This window comes from Candidatus Neptunochlamydia sp. REUL1 (assembly GCF_963457595.1).
In the GTDB taxonomy this organism is placed as follows: Bacteria; Chlamydiota; Chlamydiia; order Chlamydiales; family Simkaniaceae; genus Neptunichlamydia.
Genome location: NZ_OY735137.1, coordinates 25,088 through 46,986, shown reverse-complemented (window position 1 = coordinate 46,986; position 21,899 = coordinate 25,088). Strand labels below are relative to the sequence as shown.

The 21,899-nt window shown below is 41.1% G+C and carries 20 protein-coding genes and 1 pseudogene; 16 read left to right on the top strand and 5 right to left on the bottom strand.

Annotated elements, in window-relative coordinates; all coding sequences use genetic code 11:
• Window positions 1-105 precede the first annotated feature (105 nt).
• Window positions 106-738: a tetratricopeptide repeat protein gene (locus R2I63_RS00580; protein WP_316357701.1), complete on the bottom strand. Its 633-nt coding sequence runs from the start codon at window positions 736-738 to the stop codon at window positions 106-108.
• A gap of 66 nt (window positions 739-804) precedes the next feature.
• Here R2I63_RS00580 and R2I63_RS00575 point away from each other — a divergent pair, with 66 nt between their 5' ends.
• The 13 genes and pseudogenes from R2I63_RS00575 (at window position 805) to R2I63_RS00515 (ending at window position 13,979) form a co-directional block, all read left to right on the top strand.
• The gene (locus tag R2I63_RS00575) at window positions 805-2,217 is read left to right on the top strand and encodes an anion permease (protein WP_316357698.1); all 1,413 of its coding nucleotides are present in this window, start codon (window positions 805-807) and stop codon (window positions 2,215-2,217) included.
• The gene (locus tag R2I63_RS00570; RefSeq protein WP_316357696.1) at window positions 2,214-3,065 is read left to right on the top strand and encodes an SET domain-containing protein-lysine N-methyltransferase; all 852 of its coding nucleotides are present in this window, start codon (window positions 2,214-2,216) and stop codon (window positions 3,063-3,065) included. The genes R2I63_RS00575 and R2I63_RS00570 overlap by 4 nt, the downstream gene beginning before the upstream one ends.
• Before the next feature lie 172 nt (window positions 3,066-3,237).
• Window positions 3,238-5,163: an aconitate hydratase gene (locus tag R2I63_RS00565; RefSeq protein ID WP_316357693.1), complete on the top strand. Its 1,926-nt coding sequence runs from the start codon at window positions 3,238-3,240 to the stop codon at window positions 5,161-5,163.
• Window positions 5,160-5,513 carry a phage holin family protein gene (locus R2I63_RS00560; protein ID WP_316357691.1) on the top strand — a complete coding sequence of 118 codons (354 nt, stop codon included), beginning with the start codon at window positions 5,160-5,162 and terminating at the stop codon, window positions 5,511-5,513. The genes R2I63_RS00565 and R2I63_RS00560 overlap by 4 nt, the downstream gene beginning before the upstream one ends.
• Window positions 5,514-5,745: 232 nt before the next feature.
• Window positions 5,746-6,437 (top strand): annotated as a pseudogene (locus R2I63_RS00555) (IS5 family transposase); the annotation flags it as partial.
• A 258-nt stretch (window positions 6,438-6,695) separates the two neighbouring features.
• Window positions 6,696-9,917: a hypothetical protein gene (locus R2I63_RS00550; RefSeq protein ID WP_316357690.1), complete on the top strand. Its 3,222-nt coding sequence runs from the start codon at window positions 6,696-6,698 to the stop codon at window positions 9,915-9,917.
• Window position 9,918: 1 nt separating this feature from the next.
• Window positions 9,919-10,275 (top strand): hypothetical protein, encoded by a 357-nt coding sequence (locus R2I63_RS00545; RefSeq protein WP_316357689.1) that lies wholly within the window; start codon window positions 9,919-9,921, stop codon window positions 10,273-10,275.
• Window positions 10,276-10,317: 42 nt separating this feature from the next.
• On the top strand, window positions 10,318-10,668 hold the full coding sequence (locus tag R2I63_RS00540) for a hypothetical protein (RefSeq protein WP_316357687.1): 351 nt from the start codon (window positions 10,318-10,320) through the stop codon (window positions 10,666-10,668).
• Window positions 10,669-10,737: 69 nt separating this feature from the next.
• A complete protein-coding gene (locus tag R2I63_RS00535) occupies window positions 10,738-11,274 on the top strand; it encodes a hypothetical protein (RefSeq protein WP_316357684.1) in 537 nt (178 codons plus the stop codon).
• A gap of 211 nt (window positions 11,275-11,485) precedes the next feature.
• Window positions 11,486-12,100, top strand: coding sequence for a hypothetical protein (locus tag R2I63_RS00530; protein ID WP_316357682.1), 615 nt, complete (start codon window positions 11,486-11,488; stop codon window positions 12,098-12,100).
• Between the two features lie 263 nt (window positions 12,101-12,363).
• The gene (locus R2I63_RS00525; RefSeq protein ID WP_316357679.1) at window positions 12,364-12,525 is read left to right on the top strand and encodes a hypothetical protein; all 162 of its coding nucleotides are present in this window, start codon (window positions 12,364-12,366) and stop codon (window positions 12,523-12,525) included.
• Window positions 12,526-12,555: 30 nt separating this feature from the next.
• Window positions 12,556-12,813: a transposase gene (locus R2I63_RS00520; protein ID WP_316357677.1), complete on the top strand. Its 258-nt coding sequence runs from the start codon at window positions 12,556-12,558 to the stop codon at window positions 12,811-12,813.
• A gap of 38 nt (window positions 12,814-12,851) precedes the next feature.
• On the top strand, window positions 12,852-13,979 hold the full coding sequence (locus R2I63_RS00515; protein WP_316357675.1) for a hypothetical protein: 1,128 nt from the start codon (window positions 12,852-12,854) through the stop codon (window positions 13,977-13,979).
• Here the strand turns inward: R2I63_RS00515 and R2I63_RS00510 are convergent.
• Window positions 13,976-15,346, bottom strand: coding sequence for a hypothetical protein (locus R2I63_RS00510; protein WP_316357673.1), 1,371 nt, complete (start codon window positions 15,344-15,346; stop codon window positions 13,976-13,978). The two genes, R2I63_RS00515 and R2I63_RS00510, sit on opposite strands and share 4 nt — an antisense overlap.
• A gap of 638 nt (window positions 15,347-15,984) precedes the next feature.
• Window positions 15,985-17,079: a Glu/Leu/Phe/Val family dehydrogenase gene (locus R2I63_RS00505; protein WP_316357672.1), complete on the bottom strand. Its 1,095-nt coding sequence runs from the start codon at window positions 17,077-17,079 to the stop codon at window positions 15,985-15,987.
• 703 nt (window positions 17,080-17,782) lie between these two features.
• On the opposite strand from R2I63_RS00505, the gene R2I63_RS00500 reads away from it, so the two are divergent.
• Window positions 17,783-18,199 carry a PfkB family carbohydrate kinase gene (locus R2I63_RS00500; RefSeq protein WP_316357670.1) on the top strand — a complete coding sequence of 139 codons (417 nt, stop codon included), beginning with the start codon at window positions 17,783-17,785 and terminating at the stop codon, window positions 18,197-18,199.
• Between the two features lie 66 nt (window positions 18,200-18,265).
• A complete protein-coding gene (locus R2I63_RS00495; protein WP_316357668.1) occupies window positions 18,266-19,057 on the top strand; it encodes a sulfite exporter TauE/SafE family protein in 792 nt (263 codons plus the stop codon).
• A 22-nt stretch (window positions 19,058-19,079) separates the two neighbouring features.
• Here the strand turns inward: R2I63_RS00495 and R2I63_RS00490 are convergent, their stop codons facing one another.
• Window positions 19,080-19,415, bottom strand: coding sequence for a hypothetical protein (locus tag R2I63_RS00490; RefSeq protein ID WP_316357666.1), 336 nt, complete (start codon window positions 19,413-19,415; stop codon window positions 19,080-19,082).
• Window positions 19,416-19,716: 301 nt separating this feature from the next.
• Between R2I63_RS00490 and tpx the strand changes: the two genes are divergently transcribed.
• Complete coding sequence (gene tpx, locus R2I63_RS00485; protein ID WP_316357664.1) at window positions 19,717-20,202, top strand: thiol peroxidase; 486 nt, start codon at window positions 19,717-19,719, stop codon at window positions 20,200-20,202.
• On the opposite strand, the gene R2I63_RS00480 is transcribed toward tpx, so the two are convergent.
• The gene (locus R2I63_RS00480) at window positions 20,183-21,892 is read right to left on the bottom strand and encodes an NAD-dependent malic enzyme (RefSeq protein ID WP_316357662.1); all 1,710 of its coding nucleotides are present in this window, start codon (window positions 21,890-21,892) and stop codon (window positions 20,183-20,185) included. The two genes, tpx and R2I63_RS00480, sit on opposite strands and share 20 nt — an antisense overlap.
• Window positions 21,893-21,899 lie beyond the last annotated feature (7 nt).

Below are 21,899 nucleotides of genomic sequence, written 5' to 3'. Positions count from 1 at the left end.
TTGGTTGGATAGAACATGGATCTTTTGAGAATGTTATTTATATGTAATAAATAAACAATTTTTATATGGAAATAAGTACTATTATACACAAGTTTATTGTGAAAATCAAGAGGGGAGGAGCTTTAAAATTAACCTTTTGTATAAAGGCTTATAATAAAGTTTTTTCTGCAGGATTTTTGTGTTCGGATGCTGAGGGTCTACGCGGTGCGCCAAATAGTGGTAACACTCTGCAGCTTCGCGCTTTTGAATCAGTAAATGATAGTGTCCCATCATCACCATAAACCCACGAAACTCAGAGATATGAAATATTTTTCTATTCGGGCAGAAATCCCTTAAATTAAATTTAAAATTGAAGAGTTCGGGAATTTTTTGAAGTTTTTTACGCCTTAGACATAAGTCGGCATAATTAATTCGGGCAAAAAGATAGTCTGGGTTTTTTTGAAAATTCTCATCAATAAGCCTCTCAGCTTGCCGAATTCTCTTTCTACGAACATTCAGATAGGTCAATAGATTGAGCACTTCAGGATGATTGGAATGGTTATTTCGGAAAATCTCGACTTCTTTCTTAGCTTTTTTTGGATTTGTTTCTGCTAAGGAATAAAGCTCCAAAAAGGTCTCCAGACCCTCCTTTGAAAAGCTCTTTTTCAGGTGAGCCAGGTCCTGTTTCCAAGTCACCGTATGAGGAGGCAGATAAAAGTGTGGAGTTTTCTGTTCAGGAATAAAAAGTGTATTTTTCATTTGCGTAAAATATTTCTGCTTTCTAAACTTTATCTCTTTGTCAATGTTACAGAAGTTGTTAACCATATGTCTAGAGTCTTTAATAAAAAAATCCTATCCTTTGCCCTAAGTATCGTTATTGGTGCTTTCATTTGGAACCTTACGCCTCCTGAAGGGGTCACTTCGCAAGCTATGCATATGTTTGCGATTTTTATTTTTACCGTGATTGGGATTATTCTTCGCCCTGTTCCCATTGGGACTTTTGCGTTTTTGGGACTTGTCCTCACCGCGGCAACGAAAACATTGAGCTTCGATCAGACCTTTAGTGGCTTTGTTCACCCTATTGTCTGGCTGATTGTCATTGCCTTCTTTATTTCCAGGGGGTTTATCAAGACAGGCCTAGGGGAGCGCATCGCTTACATTATCATTAAATATCTTGGAAAAAGCACACTAGGAATGGGATACGGGATGATCCTGACCGACCTTGTTTTAGCTCCAGCAATTCCCAGCGTTACGGCTCGGGTGGGTGGGATTATATACCCCATTGTAAACTCTCTTGCTAAAGCCTTTGGAAGTGAGCCTTATAGCCATCCCAGACGACTTGGCTCCTTCTTAATGAAAGCGACATTTCAAGGGTCTATTATCACAAGTGGAATGTTTTTAACGTCTATGGCTGGTAACCCTCTCGTTGCTGAAATTGCAGGAGGAATAGGAGTAAACATCACTTGGGGTGGCTGGGCTCTTGCTGCTTCAGTTCCAGGACTGATTTGCCTGGGTATCATTCCATTATTTCTCTACAAGGTTTATCCCCCAGAGGTGAAAGAAACTCCAAATGCGCGCTCATTTGCAATTAAAAAGCTCAAAGAAATGGGGAAGATGCGTATTCAAGAATGGATTATGATCTTTTCTTTTGTCCTTCTTATTACTCTATGGATTTCAGGCCCCTTTATCGCAATGCCAGCTGTCATTGCAGCTCTAATTGGTCTTGTGATTCTCCTTCTAACCTCAGTTCTGTCATGGGATGATGTCATAAAGGAAAAGGGAGCTTGGAATACTTTAATGTGGTTTGCCACCCTTATCATGATGGCAACTTACCTCAACAAGCTAGGCTTAACTACGTGGTTTAGTGGGTTTGTTCAAGGGCATGTTCAAGGCTTTCCTTGGTTCACGGCTTTTATCATACTTGCTTTGGTTTACTTTTATAGCCACTATTTCTTTGCCAGCATCGTGGCACATATCGGATCAATGTATTCAGCATTTTTGGTTTTAATGGTCGCTCTTGGAGCCCCTCCAATGATTTCTGCGCTGACACTCGGATTCTTTAGTAACATGATGGGAGGGCTTACTCACTATGGATGTGGCCCCGCGCCGATTTTCTTTGGATCAGGATATGTAAAAATCACTGACTGGTGGAAGTTTGGTCTTTTTGCAAGTCTTATTAACATTCTTATTTACTTCACCATCGGGACAGGCTGGTGGAAGGTTCTTGGACATCTATGAAACAATTGGCCCCCCTTTTTGACGCATTTAAGAAAGGGGAGTGGGGAATCAATCAAAAAACAGAGAAAGGAAGCACCCTTCTCCATCTAGCTGTCATTGAAAATCGCCCAGATTTAGTCGAATTTCTTCTTAAAAAAGGTGCGAAACCTCTCACTGACAAATGGGGGATGACCCCCCTCTATTTAACCAAGCTTCTTAATCAAAAAAATGCTCTTGTAAAAGAAGAAAAACGCTCAATTCTTATCTATCGCAACCAGGATGAAAAAATCCTTCCCATGCCAATCAAAGAGTTTGAAGAGCGGCTCGAGATATCCTACTCTGATTCTCTCATTTTTGACTCTGCTGAAGTAATTTACCAAGTTGCTAAAAAGTGCGCCCGAAAGATGAAGAAAACCAATTTCAGACAAATGAACCACTGGACTCTATGTCTCCATAAAAAATCAATGGCCCTTCATCGTGAGAACCTCTATTACGTTCGTTGGATCAATCGCTATCTCGGGTACGGGGTTTATGCTGCCAAGGATATCCCTGCCAATACCTATATAGGGGAGTACACCGGAGTTGTAGAACGGAAGAACAACCGTAAAAATCGCTTTAATGACTATGTTTTTAGCTACGACCTTTGCGGAAAAGCAACTCGGTGGAGCATCGATGCCAAGTCAGTCGGGAATTTTACACGCTTTCTTAACCATAGCGACGCTCCAAATCTCACCTCCCGGTGGGTGATCAATAATGGAATCACTCACATTATCCTTTTCTCAAACAAGTTTATCCCGAAGGGAACCCAAATGACATATTGTTATGGCCCCCTGTACTGGAGAACTCGCTCTGCTCCCTCTCCTCTATAGTCCTTCGGGGAATTGATTCTCTTAACATAAAGTCAGTTTCCTTTAGTTTTTTATGCAAGTCTAATCAATTTTTATCTTTAGGGACAGAGCCTAGGCAAAAAAGAAATTTATTAGAGAAAAAAGGTCTCTTTGTTATGGTACAAATTATCAGGAAAAACAGGTGATAAAGCAAATGGGCAAAAATGTTGCACAGAAGTTGATTGAGAGTCATTTAGTTGAAGGGGAAATGGTTCCGGGGAAGGAAATCGGAATTAAAATTGACCACACCCTAACGCAAGATGCAACGGGGACGATGGTTATGTTAGAGCTTGAAGCCATGGGGTTGAAAGAACCCAAGACTGAAGTCTCTTGCCAGTATGTTGATCACAACATTATTCAGAACGACTACAAGAACCCTGACGACCATCTGTTTTTATGGAGTTCAACACGAAAGTTTGGTCTTTGGTTTAGTAAAGCAGGGAATGGCGTAAGCCATCCAGTGCACATGGAAAAGCTCGGCATCCCAGGGAAAACCATGTTGGGATCCGATAGTCATACCCCTGCGGCTGGAAGCTTGGGAATGCTTGCAATTGGAACAGGTGGACTTGAAGTTGCACTTGCAATCGCTGGAGAACCCTTTTATGTAAGCATGCCAAAAGTTATGGGGGTTAAACTCACAGGGAAGCTTCCTGATTGGGTAAGTGCTAAAGATGTCATTCTAGAAATGCTACGAAGACACGATGTTTCTGGGGGAGTTGGGAAAATTATAGAATATTATGGCCCTGGCCTCGACAACTTATCAGCAATGGACCGTCATGTCATTACAAATATGGGAGCTGAGCTTGGGGCAACGACAAGCGTTTTTCCGTCAGATAAAGAAACGAAACGCTTCATGGAACTTCATGGAAGAGGAAAGGATTGGCTCGAGCTAAAGGCAGATCCGGACGCTATCTACGATGAAGATGAAGAAATCGACCTTTCAAAATTAGTGCCACTGATTGCCTGTCCCACTAGCCCTGGAAACGTTGTTCCAGTATCAGAAGTCGCTGGAAAGCCCATTTTCCAATCCATGATTGGTTCTTCTGCAAATCCTGGAATGCGCGACTTTGCCATTGCTGCAATGATTATTGAAGGTCATAAATCGCAAGATCAAGTCTCTTTTGATATCAATCCTTCTTCGAGACAAATTCTAGAAAACTTAACAGCCGGGGGGTATCTTAACTCCCTGATCCGTTCTGGAGCCCGTATTCATCAGGCGGGATGCAACGGTTGTATTGGAATGGGTCAAGCTCCCGCCTCTGGAAAGATTAGCCTTAGAACCAATCCGAGAAATTTTCCAGGCCGTTCAGGAACCAAGGAAGACCAAGTTTACTTATGTAGTCCAGAAACAGCTGTTGCCTCAGCAATTACTGGTGTCATTACTGATCCGCGAACTTTAGACATGCCCTATCCTAAGTACAAAGAACCAAAAAAGATAGAGCTTGTTGATGAACTTTCTCCTCCGGGAGAAAAGATGGAGCTGATTATGGGCCCCAATATCAAGCCTCTGCCAAATTTTGAGAAATTAGAGGATCATATTGAAGGACCTGTCCTCCTTAAAATGGGGGATAATATTTCTACTGACGAAATTCTACCCGCAGGAACCAAGGTTCTCCCGTTCCGTAGCAATATTCCAGAAATTAGTAAGTTTACTTTTGGTCAGGTTGACGAAAGCTACTATGACAGAGCAATGAAATTCCAAAAATCAGGTTCTGTTCTTATTGGTGGTAGCAATTATGGACAAGGCTCGAGCCGAGAACATGCCGCCATTTCTCCTCGATATTTGGGAGTAAAAGCAGTCGTTGTTAAGAGCTACGCTCGTATTCACCGAAAGAACCTCTGCAACTTTGGAATCCTTCCATTGGTTTTTATGAATCCTTCAGATCATAATAAAATCTCTCAAGAAGATGTGATCGAAATCAAGGATGTTCGGAAGCATATTGAAAAAGACAATGAATTTGAAGTCTTCAATAAAACAAAAAATGAGAATTACAAGGTTGCTCATAATCTCACGCAAAGAGAGCGTGACTCAATCCTTGCAGGAAGCCTGATTAATATTGCGTTGGAGAAGCACAAGTGATACTCTTCATCATTCGAGTCATTGTCACAACAATAGTGGTTCTTCTTTGTGCCCACCTCTTGCCTGGCCTCCATGTCAAAAATGATCTAGATGCTGTCTTTTTTGGCATCATTCTCGCCGTAATCAATTCTAGTGTTCGGCCTATTCTAACTCTGTTAACCCTTCCTATCACCATTTTCACCTTAGGACTCTTCCTACTCATTATCAATGCCTTCACCTTCTGGCTGGCGAGTGAGATCTCCTATGGAGTCCATATCACCACTATCTGGGGGGCTCTTTGGGGGGGAGCTATTATCTGGGTCACCGGAGTCTTCAGTAATCGCCTCATTTGGAGTCGAGAAACATACTGAAAACAAACAACTTATTTTTTTAGTTAATATTTATTTTGTAATTAATATATTAATTACAAAAAAATGGCGATAAAATGGATCACACTAACTCAATTAAGAAATATTGAAATAATTTTTATAAAGATTGATAGTTCGAAGAATCCAAGTCAGAGCTTATTAGAACTCCGAGATAGTATCGATACTTTAGCCGCAATCGTATTGTCTCAAAAAGGAACTCTCAATGGAACAGTGTCGAAAAGGGGGGTGGGGCGCCGTAGCAAAAGATAACCGTCTGTTCATTAACGCTGTTTTCTGGATTCTTCGAACAGGCTCTCCTTGGAGAGACTTACCACCTGATTATGGAGATTGGAAAAACACTCACCGTCGCTTCTGTCGTTGGCGGGATGCTAGAATTTGGGAAGCGTTCCTTGAATGTTTAGTGGAAGATCCTGACTATGAATGGCTCATGATAGATGGGAGCCATATTAAGGTGCACCCTCATGCATCGGGAGCTAAAGGCGGTAATCAAGACATGAGTCGGACAAAAGGGGGCTTAACACAAAAATACACTTGGCCGTGGATGCGCATGGTATGCCAGTCCGAATTGTTGTTACGCAAGGTACCACTCATGACAGCACTCAAGCAAGTTTCTTGATCCAAGATATTTCAGCAGAGCATTTGCTCGCCGATAAAGCTTATGATAGTGACGCAATTATATTGCAAGCCGAGAGTCAGGACATAAATCCAGTCATTCCTCTGAGGTCAAATCGCAAAAAATGGAGAGAATTTGATAAAGAACTATATAAGCTTCGACACCTTGTAGAAAATGCTTTTCTCCAACTAAAACGATGGCGTGGAATAGCCACTCGATATGCCAAAAATACAGCTTCATTCATAGCTGCAGTGCAAATCCGTTGTATCGCTCTTTGGGCTTCTATCTCATGACGACACCATCTAGGGCAAATCAAGAAAACCCTTGAGATTATATTTGATAGTCCCAATCTGCGAATTTTTGTAATGCTTACGATTGTGATATTCTTTATGCACTTCGGACACATCATCTTTGACCCCATCAAAAAATATTTAAAATTTACATTGGATAGAATACGGGAATTCTTTGATATGTGGTTGTAAATCTTTGACTAGATAACCGCTATCGATTAAGCTCTTATGGCATCTTGATCAAACTAGTAGCATGAGCCGATGCAGAAGTTAACACATCTTAGAGTCCCTCAAAACCTCCCTCCTCCCTACAGCTCCTCAGCAAGCTCCATCTCTAGTGACAAGTCATGCGGTTATAGTTCTGCATCTAGTTCTCCAGAAAACTCTCCTCCGGCAAGACATTTACCACTAAGACTTCCAGAAGCAAAGTATCAAGAGCTATTTGACTCTATAGATCCCTGGCACCCAAATCCCGAGCAAAGACTATCTGCCAATACACGGAACATCCAACGCCTGCATAGAGAAGTCAATAGGAAGATTCAAGAAAGTTATTTCTTTGTTTTGGGAAAGCAGCAGGAAGATGAGCGCTTTCAAAAGGTTTTTGTTGATTTCTTCCGTGAGATACGTGGTGTTAACAACTTAGCTAAAGAAGCATCTATTTTGTTAGCTGATCATTTTCGAGGCTATGCAGACGTGAGTGAAAAAGTCGAATACACCATAGATGCTGGAGACTTTTCAGATATCCACTGTACTTATCATCAACCAACAGAAGAAGTGATTCTTGAGCTCAAGAAGATCCTTGAAGAAGAGTATGGCCTGAAGGGGCAGCTTATAAAATCTCTGAATAAAGCAGGACAAAAGATTGGAGATGTATTTCAACTAGATACTCACGATACCTGTTTGCGAGAGTTTCCCATATTTCCTAGATTATTTCCCAAATGCATGAAAGCACTGAAGGAGATATTCAGCAGCCTATTGGTATCAGAGTGGCTCAAGAAAGACATTGAAGAGGTTAAGATCTATCTCAAGCAATCCCCCTCTAAAGAAAGCATCGAAAGACCAAGACTCACAAAGGAAGATCTCACTCGAGCGATAGCACTCTGGACAGCAGCAAAGCACTACGCTGAGCAGCAAAAGATACGAGATCATCAGCTCTCAAATAAACATAGAAACGAGCTAAAAGATGATCTATGTAGTGCCTTGATCTCTGGAGGATTATCCTTTATAACGGGAGATCCAAGCTTAGTAATTGGACAAGCAGCAAAAACGGCAATGAACTCTTTTGGCAATACAATCGACCCTGAAGGAAAAGATCAGGCAGTGCAAGTCTTAAAGCTATTTGGAGGCTTTGGTCTTGGTAGCGCAATGGGAAGAAATTCCTGGGATCTAGGAACGGCTCTTGGTGTTGATCTTCTTGACCTAGCAACTCGAGCAGAAAAGACAGGAAAAGGAGAGTCTGCCTTAAGAAACCTTGGTGGATCTGTACTCAAAGGCGCATTAACGCAAGATAAGAAAAAGCTAGTCTGCCAAGTACTAGGTTTTAGCGTAGCTGAGGCTGTTAATCAGCTTCCTGAGACAGATGAGACAACGCCGCTTGACATACGCATCGCAAGAGCATTGATATCCAATGGAGATGTTCAAAGTCACTACATTAAGCAGTACGTTGACCAAAAGTTCAAGGAAGCTCCTAAACCAAAAGTTGACGGAGAACTTACTCCAGAAGAACAAGAAAAATACCCCAAGCAAGAACCAACTCTGGCAGACTTACAGCAGCAAGAAGACAGCAAGCAACATGCTCTAAAGATCCAAGCAGCACAAAATGAGCTCATACAAAAAGAAGCTGGTGTTGCAGAAGCAAATAAATACCTCAATGAGAAATTTGCAAAGTATCAAAAAGCCTGTGGTGCATTCAACTCTGCAACTAAGGAATTGAGCAAAGTCATCAAGGGAAACGAGAATCTATCAAAGGCGATAGAAGAAAGAGATGACGCCCAAAAGACACTAGATAGTCTACAAGGGATAGAGAGAATTCCAGTTCCAGAATCTAAACCTGAAAAGCCCAGGAAACCCAAAACAGTAGTAGGGAAAGCATGGAATTGGATAAAAGAAAACGTTGCAGTAAGCGGTGAAATATCTGCAACTAAGATGCCGCTGTATACCACGAATCCATCTACCTCTTCAGATAGATATGTGCCAAGAGAATTGTCTCAAGCCCCTCCATCTCCGAATAGACCACAGATAAGGGAGCCTAATGCAGGACAGTGGGAGAATGTTCAGGCGATGCAACAAGGCCAACTCTTCAACAAAAACATGCAATACCAAACGCCTGTTGTAGATAATAGCCCTAAAGCCCCCTTGAATTATCAAGCTTACTGGGGGCAAGGTCTGGCAAACAATGTGCAAGTGCCACCAATGGAGCTTAGAAGTCTTGGGAGGAGTAATCCTGTAGATATAAGACCAGCGCATAATAGACCACTTCAAATGGCAGGTTTTGTTCCCTTCGTTATCAGCAAAGTTGTTCCAGAGCAGACTCAAAGAAATGTAGAAACTTGGGTTAAAGGATACGTCCAACAATGGAAAGAGAACCCACTCAGGGCTAAAAGAGATGCAGACATTTGTTTGCTTATAGGCGCTAAAAAAACCATTGTATTTGCGATTCAAGCTTTTGAGCAGCCAAGCTTAAAGACTAAACCCCATACCTTTGGATTGATGGAGGTTTCGAATAGACTCGACAATTGGGTTGCTAAGAAGGTCAACCTAGATCTAGGTTCCCCCAACGCTCAAATGAGTATGTTTGTTGGAGAAATTGCTGTGCCGCTTCCTTTGCTTGGTGGATGCAAGCCCTGCATGAAGTTAGGTCAAGAAGCATTTGCTTTCATGAGACAATCTACCAAACATCTGAAGCCTAATCCGTTATTAGATAGAGCACTTTTGAATCCGACGGGGTTTGAAAAAGAACTAAGGACTATTGAAGCACTACAGAATCCTGCTTACCACAGTGGAATCGGAAATCCTTGGAGTGAAATGCTTCCGATATATCCCAAAGGATTTTTTAAGAGAAATATTGCGAAAGTTGAGTCCAAGGCGATTCAAGCGGCAAAAGGTGTGAATAGAAGTAATAATTATCAGTTTGTAACATGGGTTGAAAAGGGTGAGACTAAAGCAGTCTCTATAGGAGAAATGAGTCACTCTGGGACTTTCCAAGATAGAGGTGGAATAACAAAGGCTGGAAGGGCATTGCAGAAGAAAACAGATAGACTGGAATCAGTGTTTCCAAAGCCAAGTGGAAATACCCATGAGGTAAATATGCAGGGACAAAAAGTGCTCGATGAAATATTGAATCATCCTGATAAAAGAGTGGTTTTCCCAGACCATTTAACAGATAAATATGGAGTTCAGTTGATAGATGTATTTGCTCCAGAGAAAGGCGGGGCAAGATTTACAAGGGACGGAAAAAAAATGATTGGTTTTTTGGAGCCATAAAATGAGCAGAAAAGACTTTAGAATTACAATTGCAGATGTACCAGGCAAGGAAGATTCAGTGTGTGAAGTATATTACAAAGAGTCTGGATGGGCTGAAATATCTTATGAAGCGGTAGGTGAAATTTTTATTACATTTTTCAACAAACGTGATGGCAATTACTGGGAATTCCCTTACGATGAAGCAATGGAAGTGCTTGAAGAAGCTAAGAAAAGCCTAGCCAAATACCAACGAACACCAGAGCAACAAGCAGCTTATGAGGCGCGAATGAAAGAGCTTGAAAACTGGAATCCCACTCCAGAGGAAACAGCAGAGTATGAACGTAAGATGGAAGAACAGCGTAAAAAGTATTATGGATGAACATTTCCATGCAGAAATCGTCTAGAGCAAATGGAGCTTAGAATGCTAGAGAGAACTGCAGATCTTCCTCGAGGAGATTCTCCTCAAAGACAGATTCAAATGGCTGGTTTTTCTGGATCTATGGAGTTTGCATTAATGGATGTAACTCTCCAGTCAAGGTCTGCTATGGATGCTTTAAAGACGGTGAAAAGCGCTGCTGTTAACGACTTCACAAAAAGCATTCCAAAGGGTGGTGCTAAAATTCTCCGAGGTATCTGCAGCTTAATGCTTCCTGATATGTCTGACGTGTCCGGAGCTGAATGTCCAAAAGAACACTTTAAAAGATTCTCGGCTAGCGCGCTATTGAAGTATGACAAGCTTGGATGGAGAATGGATAGACTTATTTCTTGCTGAAAACAAAGGAAAAGAAGCTTTGACGCATATCCGTTTGGAAGAATACCAATTTAAAGGATGGGAATGAGAATGGGAAAGATGCCCTTACCTAGAAAACTTTCAGATAGAGAAAAGGAAGAAATTCATAAAGAAAGACCTCTTTTTATGGCTAAAAAGTCAATTGAGTTTACAGAAAACCCAGAACTCTACAATCAGCCAAACAAAAAAATAACTGATTTTACCCCTCTTATCTACTGTATTTGGAAAATCTTTAACAAGTCATATCAAGAGCAATATTGGGGTAAGCAGGGCCAATGGGGAGATAATTTTGGTGAGACAATGGAAACATTTAGGATGGATTGTGAGGCTGTATTAGATACAGATGATATCATTGAAATGACCCAAAAACAAAGGGAAATGATAACAGAGCTTTTACGAATTGTTGAAGATTATTCAGGAGACAAAAACACCCCTTTAAGCCGATACGGTGAAAACGACCAAGCCATTATAAACGACCCAAGGTGGCAGGAGATTGGAAAATATGCCAAACTTGTGTATGAGGAACTGTCTGGGGATGATTTAGATGCATGGGAAAGATCAAGAAATGGTAATAATTACAGATTTTAACACGAACTTTCTGAATCTCATGAGGGCTATATGGATTTTGTCAGATAGATCATATCAAAAAAATTTTTGGATTAGAAAGGAAAGCCCCTCAATACCCCTTCGGAAGGTTGTTAAGGGAAAAGTGAACGGCTATGATTGGGCTTCTAGCGCCCTGTGTTTCCAGGGCACTCTGTTCACCTTTTTTCAAAATTATACAAAGGCAATGGAGGCTTTGAAGCTTGAAATAGTTGGACTGAAACTAGAAAGACCTCCAATAATATATTTCAAAATACTTCAGTTAGAAAAACTTAAAAAGTTTCATGACGAGCTGCTTGTTTTTCAAGGACGGAAAAATTTTGGTCGTGTTATTCACGATTCGAAATGGAACGAAATCATTGACCTTGCAAAGTCTCTATACAAATGCCTGTCTAGGGAGGCAAATTTTGAAGAGATCTACCCTGAGTTCATTTGCAATTTACGACGAAGAGGTGGCAATTACAGGAAGAAACTATGTGATTTTCCAGCATTTTTGATATCGACTTGGGAACTATCTAATAAAGATTATCAAGAGCGTTTTTGGGTCGCAAAACAAAAATATTATTCGGATTTTGCGTTAACAATGGAGGGTTTTGAAGAAGATGTCGAAATGGTCCTTGACACCAGTGACTACGCCGTTGAAATGCCACCCCAACAAAGAGAAATGATTCAAAGTCTGTACGCTATGCTGGAGGATTTTGATATCTATGGGTATGGGGTCAACGACGCAGCGATTATTGAAGACTCTAAGTTTTCTAAGTGTCGAGAGTATGCAAAGATAGTTTATGAAGAACTATCTAGGATGACTTAGATGCATGGGAGAAATCTCGTCCTCCAAGAGCTAAACGTCCAGAGATAAAGCAAAGAGACGCAACAACTGAAGAAATTCATGCAGAAGAAAAAAAGATCTATCCAGCATTCCTAATCGAACAATTCAAAAGCCGTCAGGATATTCCAGAAACGATTACCGCTCTTGAAAGATGGTTAAAAAATAATCCTAATGCTAGACATGGAGACAAAGCTGCTGCCGAAAATATTATTAAAGACATACGCAACGCACTTGGGGAATAAAAAGTGAAAGAAATAACAGAAAGTAGATGTGTCGAACTATTAAAGAAAGACTTCCCAAAATTCTCTTTGTATTTAGAAGATTTTAGTAAAGATTTTGGACCAGACCTAGGAACTACTGTTCAAATGATTGACCTTGCCCCGAAAAAGTGGACGGATATGATATAGACTTTTCAAGAAAATGAGGAGTTTAAAAGAATGAAGAAATTTGACGAAGAATTCAAAGCCAATGCAGTTCGTTTAGTCAGAGAAGAAAGGATGAAAATCAAAGACGTGGCACATGATTTAGGAATTGGTAAATCAACGCTTAGCTACTGGTTAGGACTCAATCGAAAGGGAGAGCTTATCAAAACGGCAAGTCAAAAAAAAGAAGATGAAGCTGTAGGCCTTGTAATGCCAGCTGTAAATACAGAAGCATTGCCTATATTAATTTTAAAAAAAAACATCATTTGCTAACATCATGAACTTGAATAAAATTTCGGAGCATATCGCAAATGAAAAAAGTCATCCTTGGTCTAATTTTTAGCACACTACTTCTTACAGGTTGCCACGTTTCTAGCCGCACTTCAATGTATGGAAGTGGGGGACGAACATCCTACAACGTCGCTGCGCAAAACACCACCAACCAAGAGCTTCTCCTTAACTTAGTTCGCCTCCGCTACTCTGACACCCCCTATTTTTTAGAGCTTAATGGAATTACAACCCAGTTTAATTTTTCTGGAAAAGTCTTTCCATCGATCAAAATCCCCGGATTCGACGATGATAACCCTGCTGCTTTGGGTGCTGAAATGGGGTGGTCGAATCAGCCTACAATCCAGTATTCTCCTCTTGAGGGAAAGGATTTCGCCATTCAGCTGATGCAGCCCCTTGACCTGCGTATCATTCAGGGGCTTCTCTTCACCGGGTGGGATGTTGATAGGGTCTTTCGTCTTTTGATTCAGCATATGGCTGATATCTCAAACGCTAGCTCAGCTTCAGGACCTATTCCTCTAAAGCCACCTCACTACAAAAAGTTCTTTGAGTGTCTTCATCTTCTACGCCATTTTCAGGCTCTTGGCCAGCTTCAGGTTGGTGTTCGCTACATCCCTACCGGAGATGAACATACTTCTGAAGAAGACGCATACAAAGAGCGTCCTAATGCTATCCAAATCTCCTTTCCTGTAAATGGAGAGGATTCTGACCGTCTTGCAGACCTGTTAGAGGGTATTAAAAAGTCTAAAGGAAGATATGTCCTCAACATGCGACAAGCTTTCAACGAAGCAGCAGAAATCGGTATCATGACTCGTTCACTTTTGAGCACCATGTATTACCTAAGCTTGGGAGTCGCTGTTCCTCAAAGAGACATAGAAGCAGGAACCGTAGCAATGACACAAAACGCTGATGGTACCCTGTTTGATTGGGGAGACGTTGTAGGGGATTTGTTTAATGTAAATTGGAGTCCTCACTACCCCCAAAATGCTTACCTAGCGGTGGCCTATCGGGGCAATTGGTTTTATATTGATGATGGCGATATCAACTCGAAGAGAACTTTTGTTCTTCTGCAGCAGATCTATAACCTTCAAGCAAAGCAGCAAGAGAAAGAAACTCCTATCCTGAGCATTCCTCTCGGATCGCCAGGCTAGGCCCTGAATCCTAGCACTCTGTGCTTAAGAAGAAAAAAGCGTGCGGCTTTGCTGTTTAATTCATCGATGCCATGCTCGGTAAGCCAGCTTGTTACACTTGGAATTTTGGTAAACTCAGGAACTTGAATCCACTTAGTGAGGTTCTCTTCTGTATAGAAGTCTCTAAAAAACTCCTGACTAGTAGATGTCACCCAACGTTGCCAAATGAGCCTTGAAAACGGAGCCCCATCTGAAGATTGGGTTGCATCACTTTTAGCATAGTCCAGATTGAAGCCAAGTGCTCCTCCGTAAAAAATTCGATAGCTGTTGATCAGCTGGGGAGTTCCTTCAAAAGAAAATCTCCTGAACCATTTCGACGATGTTTTGTAGTCCTTTTCAAAAGCGGCAAGCAGGAATGTGTCTTGCTTTTGGTAAAGAAGTGTATAAAGGGCCTCTTCAGCTGTAAATTTATCTGAAAAATGCCGAACATAGAGTTTAGGAAGCTCTTGCATTAGCCTTGCCCCACTTGCCTCGTTAAGCAGGCTTGCAAGTTGTTCTCTAGCCTCGGGTTTTTTAAAAACCTTTTGAACGATAGATAGCATTTCATTAAAAACCTTCTCGCTCGCTAAAACCTCTTTTTGCCTGAGTTGCTGAATTAGTATCCGGAGCTCCTCATTTTCAGAAACAATCTCACTAGATGTACCCCAAGGCTTAACGCGAGTCATTAAATGCCCAGGATTCACACCGGTATTTGTATCAACGACGTCTTTCAAAACAAAAGCCTTGCCACTCTGCAAGCCTCTCTCTTCAAAGCTTCCGTAGAGGTCGGGGCCGTAATATTCCTCTCCATACGTTAAGAGCTTAGCCATACCTAGTAATTTGAAAGGCAACTCTTCCGCGAAAAAGAAATCGTTGAGAGGAAAATACATAGTCATTACTTTAGAAATACTTTCCTTCAACTTCTCGGGTGTTTGCTTGAGATCAACAATTGCAATAAAAACGTATCCAGAAAGGGAAGCTGCAACATGTTTATATTTTTTCAGTTTAAAAATGGCATATGTTGCGACAAAGTAAGAAAGTGTAAGTGGAAATCCAAGATTGCGATTCACCGCCCTTGCAACCTTTTGAGCACCCAAAGTATTCATTTCTGCTTCATGGCCAATAAGCAATGGAACAATTCCTAAAGCGTATGTTGGTGTCGAAAGAGCTTTTAATTTTTGAAGCTCATAGTAACTACAAAGCTGGCCCAAAGCAATCAGCACGAGCGCAGTTTGGCACATTGCCGCAGGAAGGGGGGTCTTCTCTAAATGCCACTCATTTTCTGAACATCGAATTCCTCGAAGTCCACTCGCTGTAAAGAAGGTAGCTACAAGGTTAACAGCTTCCACAAAACACTCCATTTTTACATAAAAATTGGAAAGAATAGTAGCATTTAACCAACTAAATATCAATTATTTTTCAATTTTGGGAAGTAAGGATAAGACAAAGTTTATCGAACATCACAGAAACTTCTATTTCCACGCTTCCTGAAAATATGCATCGCACAACACTCCATTAGACATTTCATAAGCGCTTTCTTTCCGACTGGATACGAACGTGCTTGGAGGATTTTTTTGAAACAATGGAACAGACGCAGAGATAGATACCCCGTGCTTCACCGCAAGAAAAATGACACCCACAATCCCTATCTGCAATTTCCGGGACTTGTTTAAGCCTCAACCTCTTATTTCTAACATAACATTAATTATCAGACGTTTTGTTTGAGAGCCTTAAACTTCTCCTCTTCTTGGCTCCTAAAAGCCAGGCATCTAAAACACCACTTTTAACAATGCTCTAAGATTTTCAGAGTCAACTTCTGTGAGCTGCTGCTTGGAGATCAATACAGACGCGTTGACTTAGCTCTATCTAAATCTGTGGCATTTAGATGATATCTCAGAAATTCCGCTTCTTATTCAATAAACAGAACTCTCCATTCAAAACCATCATGTTGAATGGAGAGCTCTATGCAAGTGGGTTGCAGAGAACTTTACTTAGCAGTCTCTGCAAATGGAAAGCAAAGTTCCTCTGTTCTCTTGCCAATTCCTTTTTCAAGGCGGTGATCGGCTAGGCTAACAGCTGCTTGATGTGTTGAAATTCCATTTTGCTGAGCAATTTCGTAAATCTGAAGGAGTTGATGATAGATCTGTTTGATGCCGTTGCGGGCGCGTGTTGCATTGTAACCTTCAAGACGAAGCTCATTCATAACGTTGATCAAACCACCAGCATTAATCACGAAATCGGGGGCATATAAAATACCCTTTTCCATTAAGTGATCTGCATCCGTTGGTTTAAGAAGCTGGTTATTAGCAGCTCCTGCAATAGCACGACAGTTGAGCTTTGGAATCATATCCTTATGGATAATTCCCCCCATTGCGCAAGGGGCAAGAACATCACACTCTGCGAATAAAATTTCATCTGCAGGAACGATCTGTGCATCAAATTCATGAGCAAAATGACGAATGACATCTTCGTTGACGTCTGCAATGATTAATTTTGCTCCTGACCAAAAAAGACGCTCAGCAAGGCGCTTTCCAACACTTCCCATTCCCTGAATTGCAATCGTTTTTCCTTCTAGAGACGTGCTACCATCAAGTTCTTGCAGAGCTGATAAGATTCCAAGGTACGTTCCATGAGCAGTGAAAGCTGATGGGTTTCCACTTCCTCTTAGGTTATGAACACCACAAACATATTTTGTAGACTCTAGGATCACATCTACATCGGCAGGAGTACATCCAACATCCTCTGCGCAGATATAATTCCCCTGCAACTGATCAACTGCCGCTCCAAAAGCTCTTAGCTTTTCAGGGGTTTTATTTTTCTGGTCGGAGATAATAACGCTCTTAGCTCCCCCAACACCAACTTGAGCAATCGCAGATTTATAAGTCATTCCTTTAGAGAGGCGCAGTGCATCAGTAAGGGCTTCATCAAACGTATCATAAGGGTAAATCCTTGTTCCCCCAAGGCCAGGCCCTAGAGTTGTATTGTGGATTGAAATGATCGCTACAAGTCCCGTCTCTTCCTCGATAACTTTAATCACCTTTTCGTATCCGGCGATATCTAGTAATTGTTGTTTAATTTCCATTGATCACGCTCCTTACTGACTAAAAAATGGAATTTTAACACGCTCAAGCACTCCAGCGCAATCATTAATTCCCCTCCTCTCTTAAGAATTAAAAATTAAAATCTGCTTGAAAATCGTCAACTGAAGATTTTATTACCTGTAGTCATTGCGAGTCTGAATAAAATTTTGATGACATTTCGATAGCAACTGAGGCAACAAATTCCAAACGTTGCGTACTTCTACAAAAGGAAGCTTGTTCACACAACTTGCTTTTCCTTGAAAGATTGAATCTTTCTACCTATAAAAAAAGACTGCTGCTCCAAAAGGGGACAGCAGTCTTCATGGATTGAGGTATGGTCTGTTACGTTTCTAAAACTGTGTGTGGAAGAGGAGTCTTTGCTTTTGAATTTTGATAATGTGAAATGGCTGCTGCCATTTTTACTCCTGCTTTAGAAAAGATTTACACGAACTTTATACTGTGTGCTAAATTTATTCAAACTTTTTATGAAACTTTTGAGATTCTGATCGCTAAAAGTCCCAAAATATAAGCGATAAACATGAAGAGAAGAAGCAAGGAAACGTTTTTTCCGTTTTTAAATTCACGCCAACTAAACACCGCCTCGCCTATAAGTCGAGGGGTCGATTTGAAATCGACTATTATCTTGTGATACTCGATCCAAGAGTGTTTTTGCAACAAAAAAAAGTTTAGGATACCATCCAAAATATGAAGCCAAAGGTTCTAAATTACGGTTCTCTTAATATAGACCATATCTATCAAGTTCCTCATTTTGTGACTCCAGGGGAAACATTAGCAAGCACAGAGCTTGGCCACTTTGCTGGAGGGAAAGGGGCAAATCAATCCGTTGCACTTGCTCGCGCTGGAGCAATAGTTTTTCATGCTGGAAAAATCGGAACTGATGGAGTTTGGCTGAAAGAAAAACTCGATCAAAATAATGTCAATACACAGTTCTTCCAAGAAGGAACTCTTGATAATGGACATGCAATCATCCAAGTGGATGCAAAAGGTGAAAACACAATTGTCCTCTATCCAGGTGCGAACCAAGAAATGACTAAAGATGAAATCAACCTTACCCTCTACCTCAAGGGGACGTTCAAACCCAGCAAGGTGCAGAAAAGGTGAAAGCTGCTGGAGACACCTTTATCGGCTACTACCTCTCTGCAGTACTTAATCTAATAAAGAGGTCTTATGATTTTTCAAATTTTTAGCTTTGGAGTGATTGGAATTCTCGCGGGAATTCTTTCCGGCCTCCTTGGTATTGGAGGAGGCGTTGTCACGATCCCCTGTCTTGTTCTAGTTTTTTCTAAATTAGATATTCCGCAAGGAGCTATGATGCACCTTGCTATCGGCACCTCTCTTGCAGCGATGGTTTTTAACACTTTTTCCGGAAGCTACACCCATCATAAAAAGCAGGCGGTTCTCCTTTATATCGTAAAGCCTATGGCCCTTGGTGTCATTTTGGGAGCAATTCTTGGGGCAACTGCAGCCAACTTTCTCTCAAGTCACTTTCTTCAAATTTTCTTTGGGATTTTTGAAATTCTTCTGGGAATTCGATTTTTTTTACCCGATTCAAAAACAAGCAAGAAGCACCCTCTTCCTTCTTTTTGGCCACTGAGTACCATTTCATTCTGTGTCACTGCTTTTTCAACTCTTCTGGGAATTGGGGGCGGAATGGTTAATGTACCGATCCTCTCTCATTTTGGAGTCCCTGTAAAAAAGGCAATTGGAACGTCCTCTGCTCTCAGTTTTTTAATCTCTTTTTGCGGAGCGGTCTTTTTTCTTCTTCTTGGTATGCACTCCACTAAGGCACCTGATACTGTGGGGTTTCTTTACATCCCTGCTTTCTTAATTATTAGCGTTGTCTCATTTTTTACAGCCCCCTATGGGGCTAAATTAGCCCATCGGCTTCCTACAAAAGTTCTCAAAAAAATCTTTGCCATGGTTTTACTTGCAGCAGGTATCGTGATGGTCATGAAATAAACGAAGTATTTGACGATACGATCTATATTGGAGAAATTTGAGTAACAGGAGCTGTACTTGCTTGACCCTGCTGGTAGATTTTCCATTCATCTTCGAGGCGCTTAGCTTCTTGAGTGATGGTCTCTTCAGAAAGATTTTCTGCATGAAGAAGGGTAATTAGATATTGCTTGAATGATTCGGGAGTCGCCTCTTTCATTTTATTGATCAAGGTTTCAGCCTGTTCTTTTGTTTTGATATATTTGGGAAGATTCCATTGCACGGCATTTCTAAGAGCTAATTGATTACGAGAAAAGAATTCTTTATAGGAGAAAAGTTCGATATCTTGTTTGGAGCAGACCGACTCAGACTGCTTAATCAATGCTTCTAGGTGTTTACTTTTAGAATTAAGAATTTTTGTAGTAAAAAGAGAAAAAGGTTTTTTGGAAATCCCCGTTTGGATATGTTTAAGAACAGTATTTAAAAAAAATTTTTAAGTGCATAGCAGGTGCTTTAAGAGGCTCTTCCCTCTTTTTAAAAGAACGCTCAGTGGTAAAGATCGATCGGATCTTTTCCAAAGTGAATTTTTTTAAGTTGTTCATTGCGTATCGCTTGCTATCCAAGGAACATTTATTGCGGGAAACCTTAACAATACCTTAATATTTAAAACAAGGGAAATTTTGATGGAAGTAACTCTAAAAGGAAACGTTTGTAACACGATGGGAACTCTGCCAAAAATTGGAAATAATGCACCGGACTTTAAGCTGGTGGATAAAGATCTAAGAGAGCGAAACTTAGGAGACTTTCCAGGAAAAAAACTCATTGCAACAGTGCCAAGTTTAGACACAGGTGTTTGTTTAACATCTGCTAAAAACCTTAATGAGAAGGGGCAAAATTTCACCCTGATTTATGTTTCAGCAGATCTTCCATTTGCAGGATCGCGGATTTGCATGGTAGAAAAGTTAGACAATATACATACGCTTTCAATGATGCGAAATAAGGACTTTGCCGTTGACTATGGCGTCCTGCTCATTGATGGTCCCTTAGAAGGACTATGCGCACGTGCAATATTCGTCATCGATGAAAATAACAAAATCCTCTACAGTGAACTTGTCAACGAGATCTCTGCAGAACCCAATTATGAAGCTGCTATTTCTGCAATCTCTTAACCGTAGGATATTTTGGCTCCCACATGCTTTCTTTCACAGCCTGCTCTACGTCTTTTGGGGGATTTGTACAAATCCCCTCTTTGATCGCTTCATTTGCAACAGCAATCGCTACATCTCGGGAGATTGCACGAAGCTCCGTGATCCGCGGGAAAAGAGAAGCATAGGGGTTATTAAGGATCGGAGCGTACTTGCTCAAAACAGCAGCAGCCTCTAAAAACATTCCATCCGTCACACGCGTTGCTCCAGAAGCGATGACACCAAGCCCCACTCCAGGAAAGATAAAGATGTTGTTACATTGACCAATCACATGCTTTTCCCCTTCATATTCAACGGGTTGATACGGACTTCCCGTGGCAATAAGTGCTTGTCCTTTGGTCCACTTCATAAGATCTTCAGGGTGCGCTTCTGATTTGGATGTGGGATTAGATAGTGGAAAAATTATGGGCCGAGGTACATGTTTTTTCATTTCAGTGATTACTTCTTCATCAAAGCTATTAGGCTGAGTTGAGGTCCCAATAAGAATCGTAGGTTTTGCATGTTTGATCGTTTCAAGAAGAGGGATATGTTGCATATCCTCCACTCCCCAACTACTGATGGCCTCTTCTTTCTGAGCAAACCGCTTCTTGAGATCATCTAAGCCCTCGGAAGCTGTATGGGCAAGACCATTCCGTCCCATGACAAAAATTTTCTCTTTTGCTTCTTCTCGAGTAACTCCTTGAAGCATCATTGCCTGAGTAATGAGCTCAGCAATTCCAATCCCAGCAGAACCAGCGCCAAAGAGGACAATTTTTTGATCTTTAATATCAGCATCAATCCCTTTAATTGCACTCAGGATCCCTGCCACAACAACTCCAGCAGTTCCTTGAATGTCGTCATTGAAACAACATAGCTTATCGCGATAACGATCAAGAAGAGGTTGAGCCTGGTTTTTCGCAAAATCTTCCCATTGAATGAGAACATTGGGAAAACGCTTGGTAATGGCTTGAACAAAGGACTCCACAAAATCATCATATTCCTTGCCATCAAGACGCTCCTCTTGCCAGCCAAGGTAGAGAGGGTCGTTAAGAAGGGTCTTATTATTTGTTCCAACATCAAGAGTGATAGGGAGGGTATGAGCCGGGTGAACCCCTCCGAACAGAGAGTAAAGCGCTAATTTCCCAACAGGAATTGCCATTCCTCCCACTCCTAGATCTCCTAGTCCCAAAATTCGAGCTCCGTCAGTTACGACAATCACATCAACGTGATCATAAGGAATATTAGCAACAATCTCTTCCATTCGATCTTTATGTGGATAGGAGATATATACTCCCCTGTTTTGAGTATAAATATGGCTATAGTTCAGGGAAGCATCACCGACTGTTGGTGTGTAGATATAAGGAAGCATCTCCTCTGGGTGCAAACTACAGAGATAATAAAAGAGCGTTTCATTTCGATCTTGCAGAGAGGAAAGGAAAGAATACTTTCCGATATCAGTGCGTCTATTTTGGAATTTTCCATAGGCGCGGTTGACTTGCTCCTCAATGGTTGAAGTATGAAAAGGAAGAAGACCATGAAGACCAAGCTCTACTCTCTCCTCTTCCGTAAAACCTGTTCCTTTGTTGAGGATAGAATTGTGAAGGATCGCATTGGGTCCTAAATCAACTTCTACAATTTCTTCACCGTTCTTGATTGATCGTTTAATTTTGCTCATAGCTAAC

Coding starts and splice junctions, on each gene's coding strand:
- R2I63_RS00515 (WP_316357675.1), top strand. CDS start 12,852: ATGAAAAAAGTCATCCTTGGTCTAATTTTTAGCACACTACTTCTTACA.
- R2I63_RS00505 (WP_316357672.1), bottom strand. CDS start 17,079: ATGGAAATTAAACAACAATTACTAGATATCGCCGGATACGAAAAGGTG.
- R2I63_RS00575 (WP_316357698.1), top strand. CDS start 805: ATGTCTAGAGTCTTTAATAAAAAAATCCTATCCTTTGCCCTAAGTATC.
- R2I63_RS00500 (WP_316357670.1), top strand. CDS start 17,783: ATGAAGCCAAAGGTTCTAAATTACGGTTCTCTTAATATAGACCATATC.
- R2I63_RS00540 (WP_316357687.1), top strand. CDS start 10,318: ATGCTAGAGAGAACTGCAGATCTTCCTCGAGGAGATTCTCCTCAAAGA.
- R2I63_RS00565 (WP_316357693.1), top strand. CDS start 3,238: ATGGGCAAAAATGTTGCACAGAAGTTGATTGAGAGTCATTTAGTTGAA.
- R2I63_RS00495 (WP_316357668.1), top strand. CDS start 18,266: ATGATTTTTCAAATTTTTAGCTTTGGAGTGATTGGAATTCTCGCGGGA.
- R2I63_RS00580 (WP_316357701.1), bottom strand. CDS start 738: ATGAAAAATACACTTTTTATTCCTGAACAGAAAACTCCACACTTTTAT.
- R2I63_RS00520 (WP_316357677.1), top strand. CDS start 12,556: ATGAAGAAATTTGACGAAGAATTCAAAGCCAATGCAGTTCGTTTAGTC.
- tpx (WP_316357664.1), top strand. CDS start 19,717: ATGGAAGTAACTCTAAAAGGAAACGTTTGTAACACGATGGGAACTCTG.
- R2I63_RS00550 (WP_316357690.1), top strand. CDS start 6,696: ATGCAGAAGTTAACACATCTTAGAGTCCCTCAAAACCTCCCTCCTCCC.
- R2I63_RS00545 (WP_316357689.1), top strand. CDS start 9,919: ATGAGCAGAAAAGACTTTAGAATTACAATTGCAGATGTACCAGGCAAG.
- R2I63_RS00535 (WP_316357684.1), top strand. CDS start 10,738: ATGGGAAAGATGCCCTTACCTAGAAAACTTTCAGATAGAGAAAAGGAA.
- R2I63_RS00570 (WP_316357696.1), top strand. CDS start 2,214: ATGAAACAATTGGCCCCCCTTTTTGACGCATTTAAGAAAGGGGAGTGG.
- R2I63_RS00480 (WP_316357662.1), bottom strand. CDS start 21,892: ATGAGCAAAATTAAACGATCAATCAAGAACGGTGAAGAAATTGTAGAA.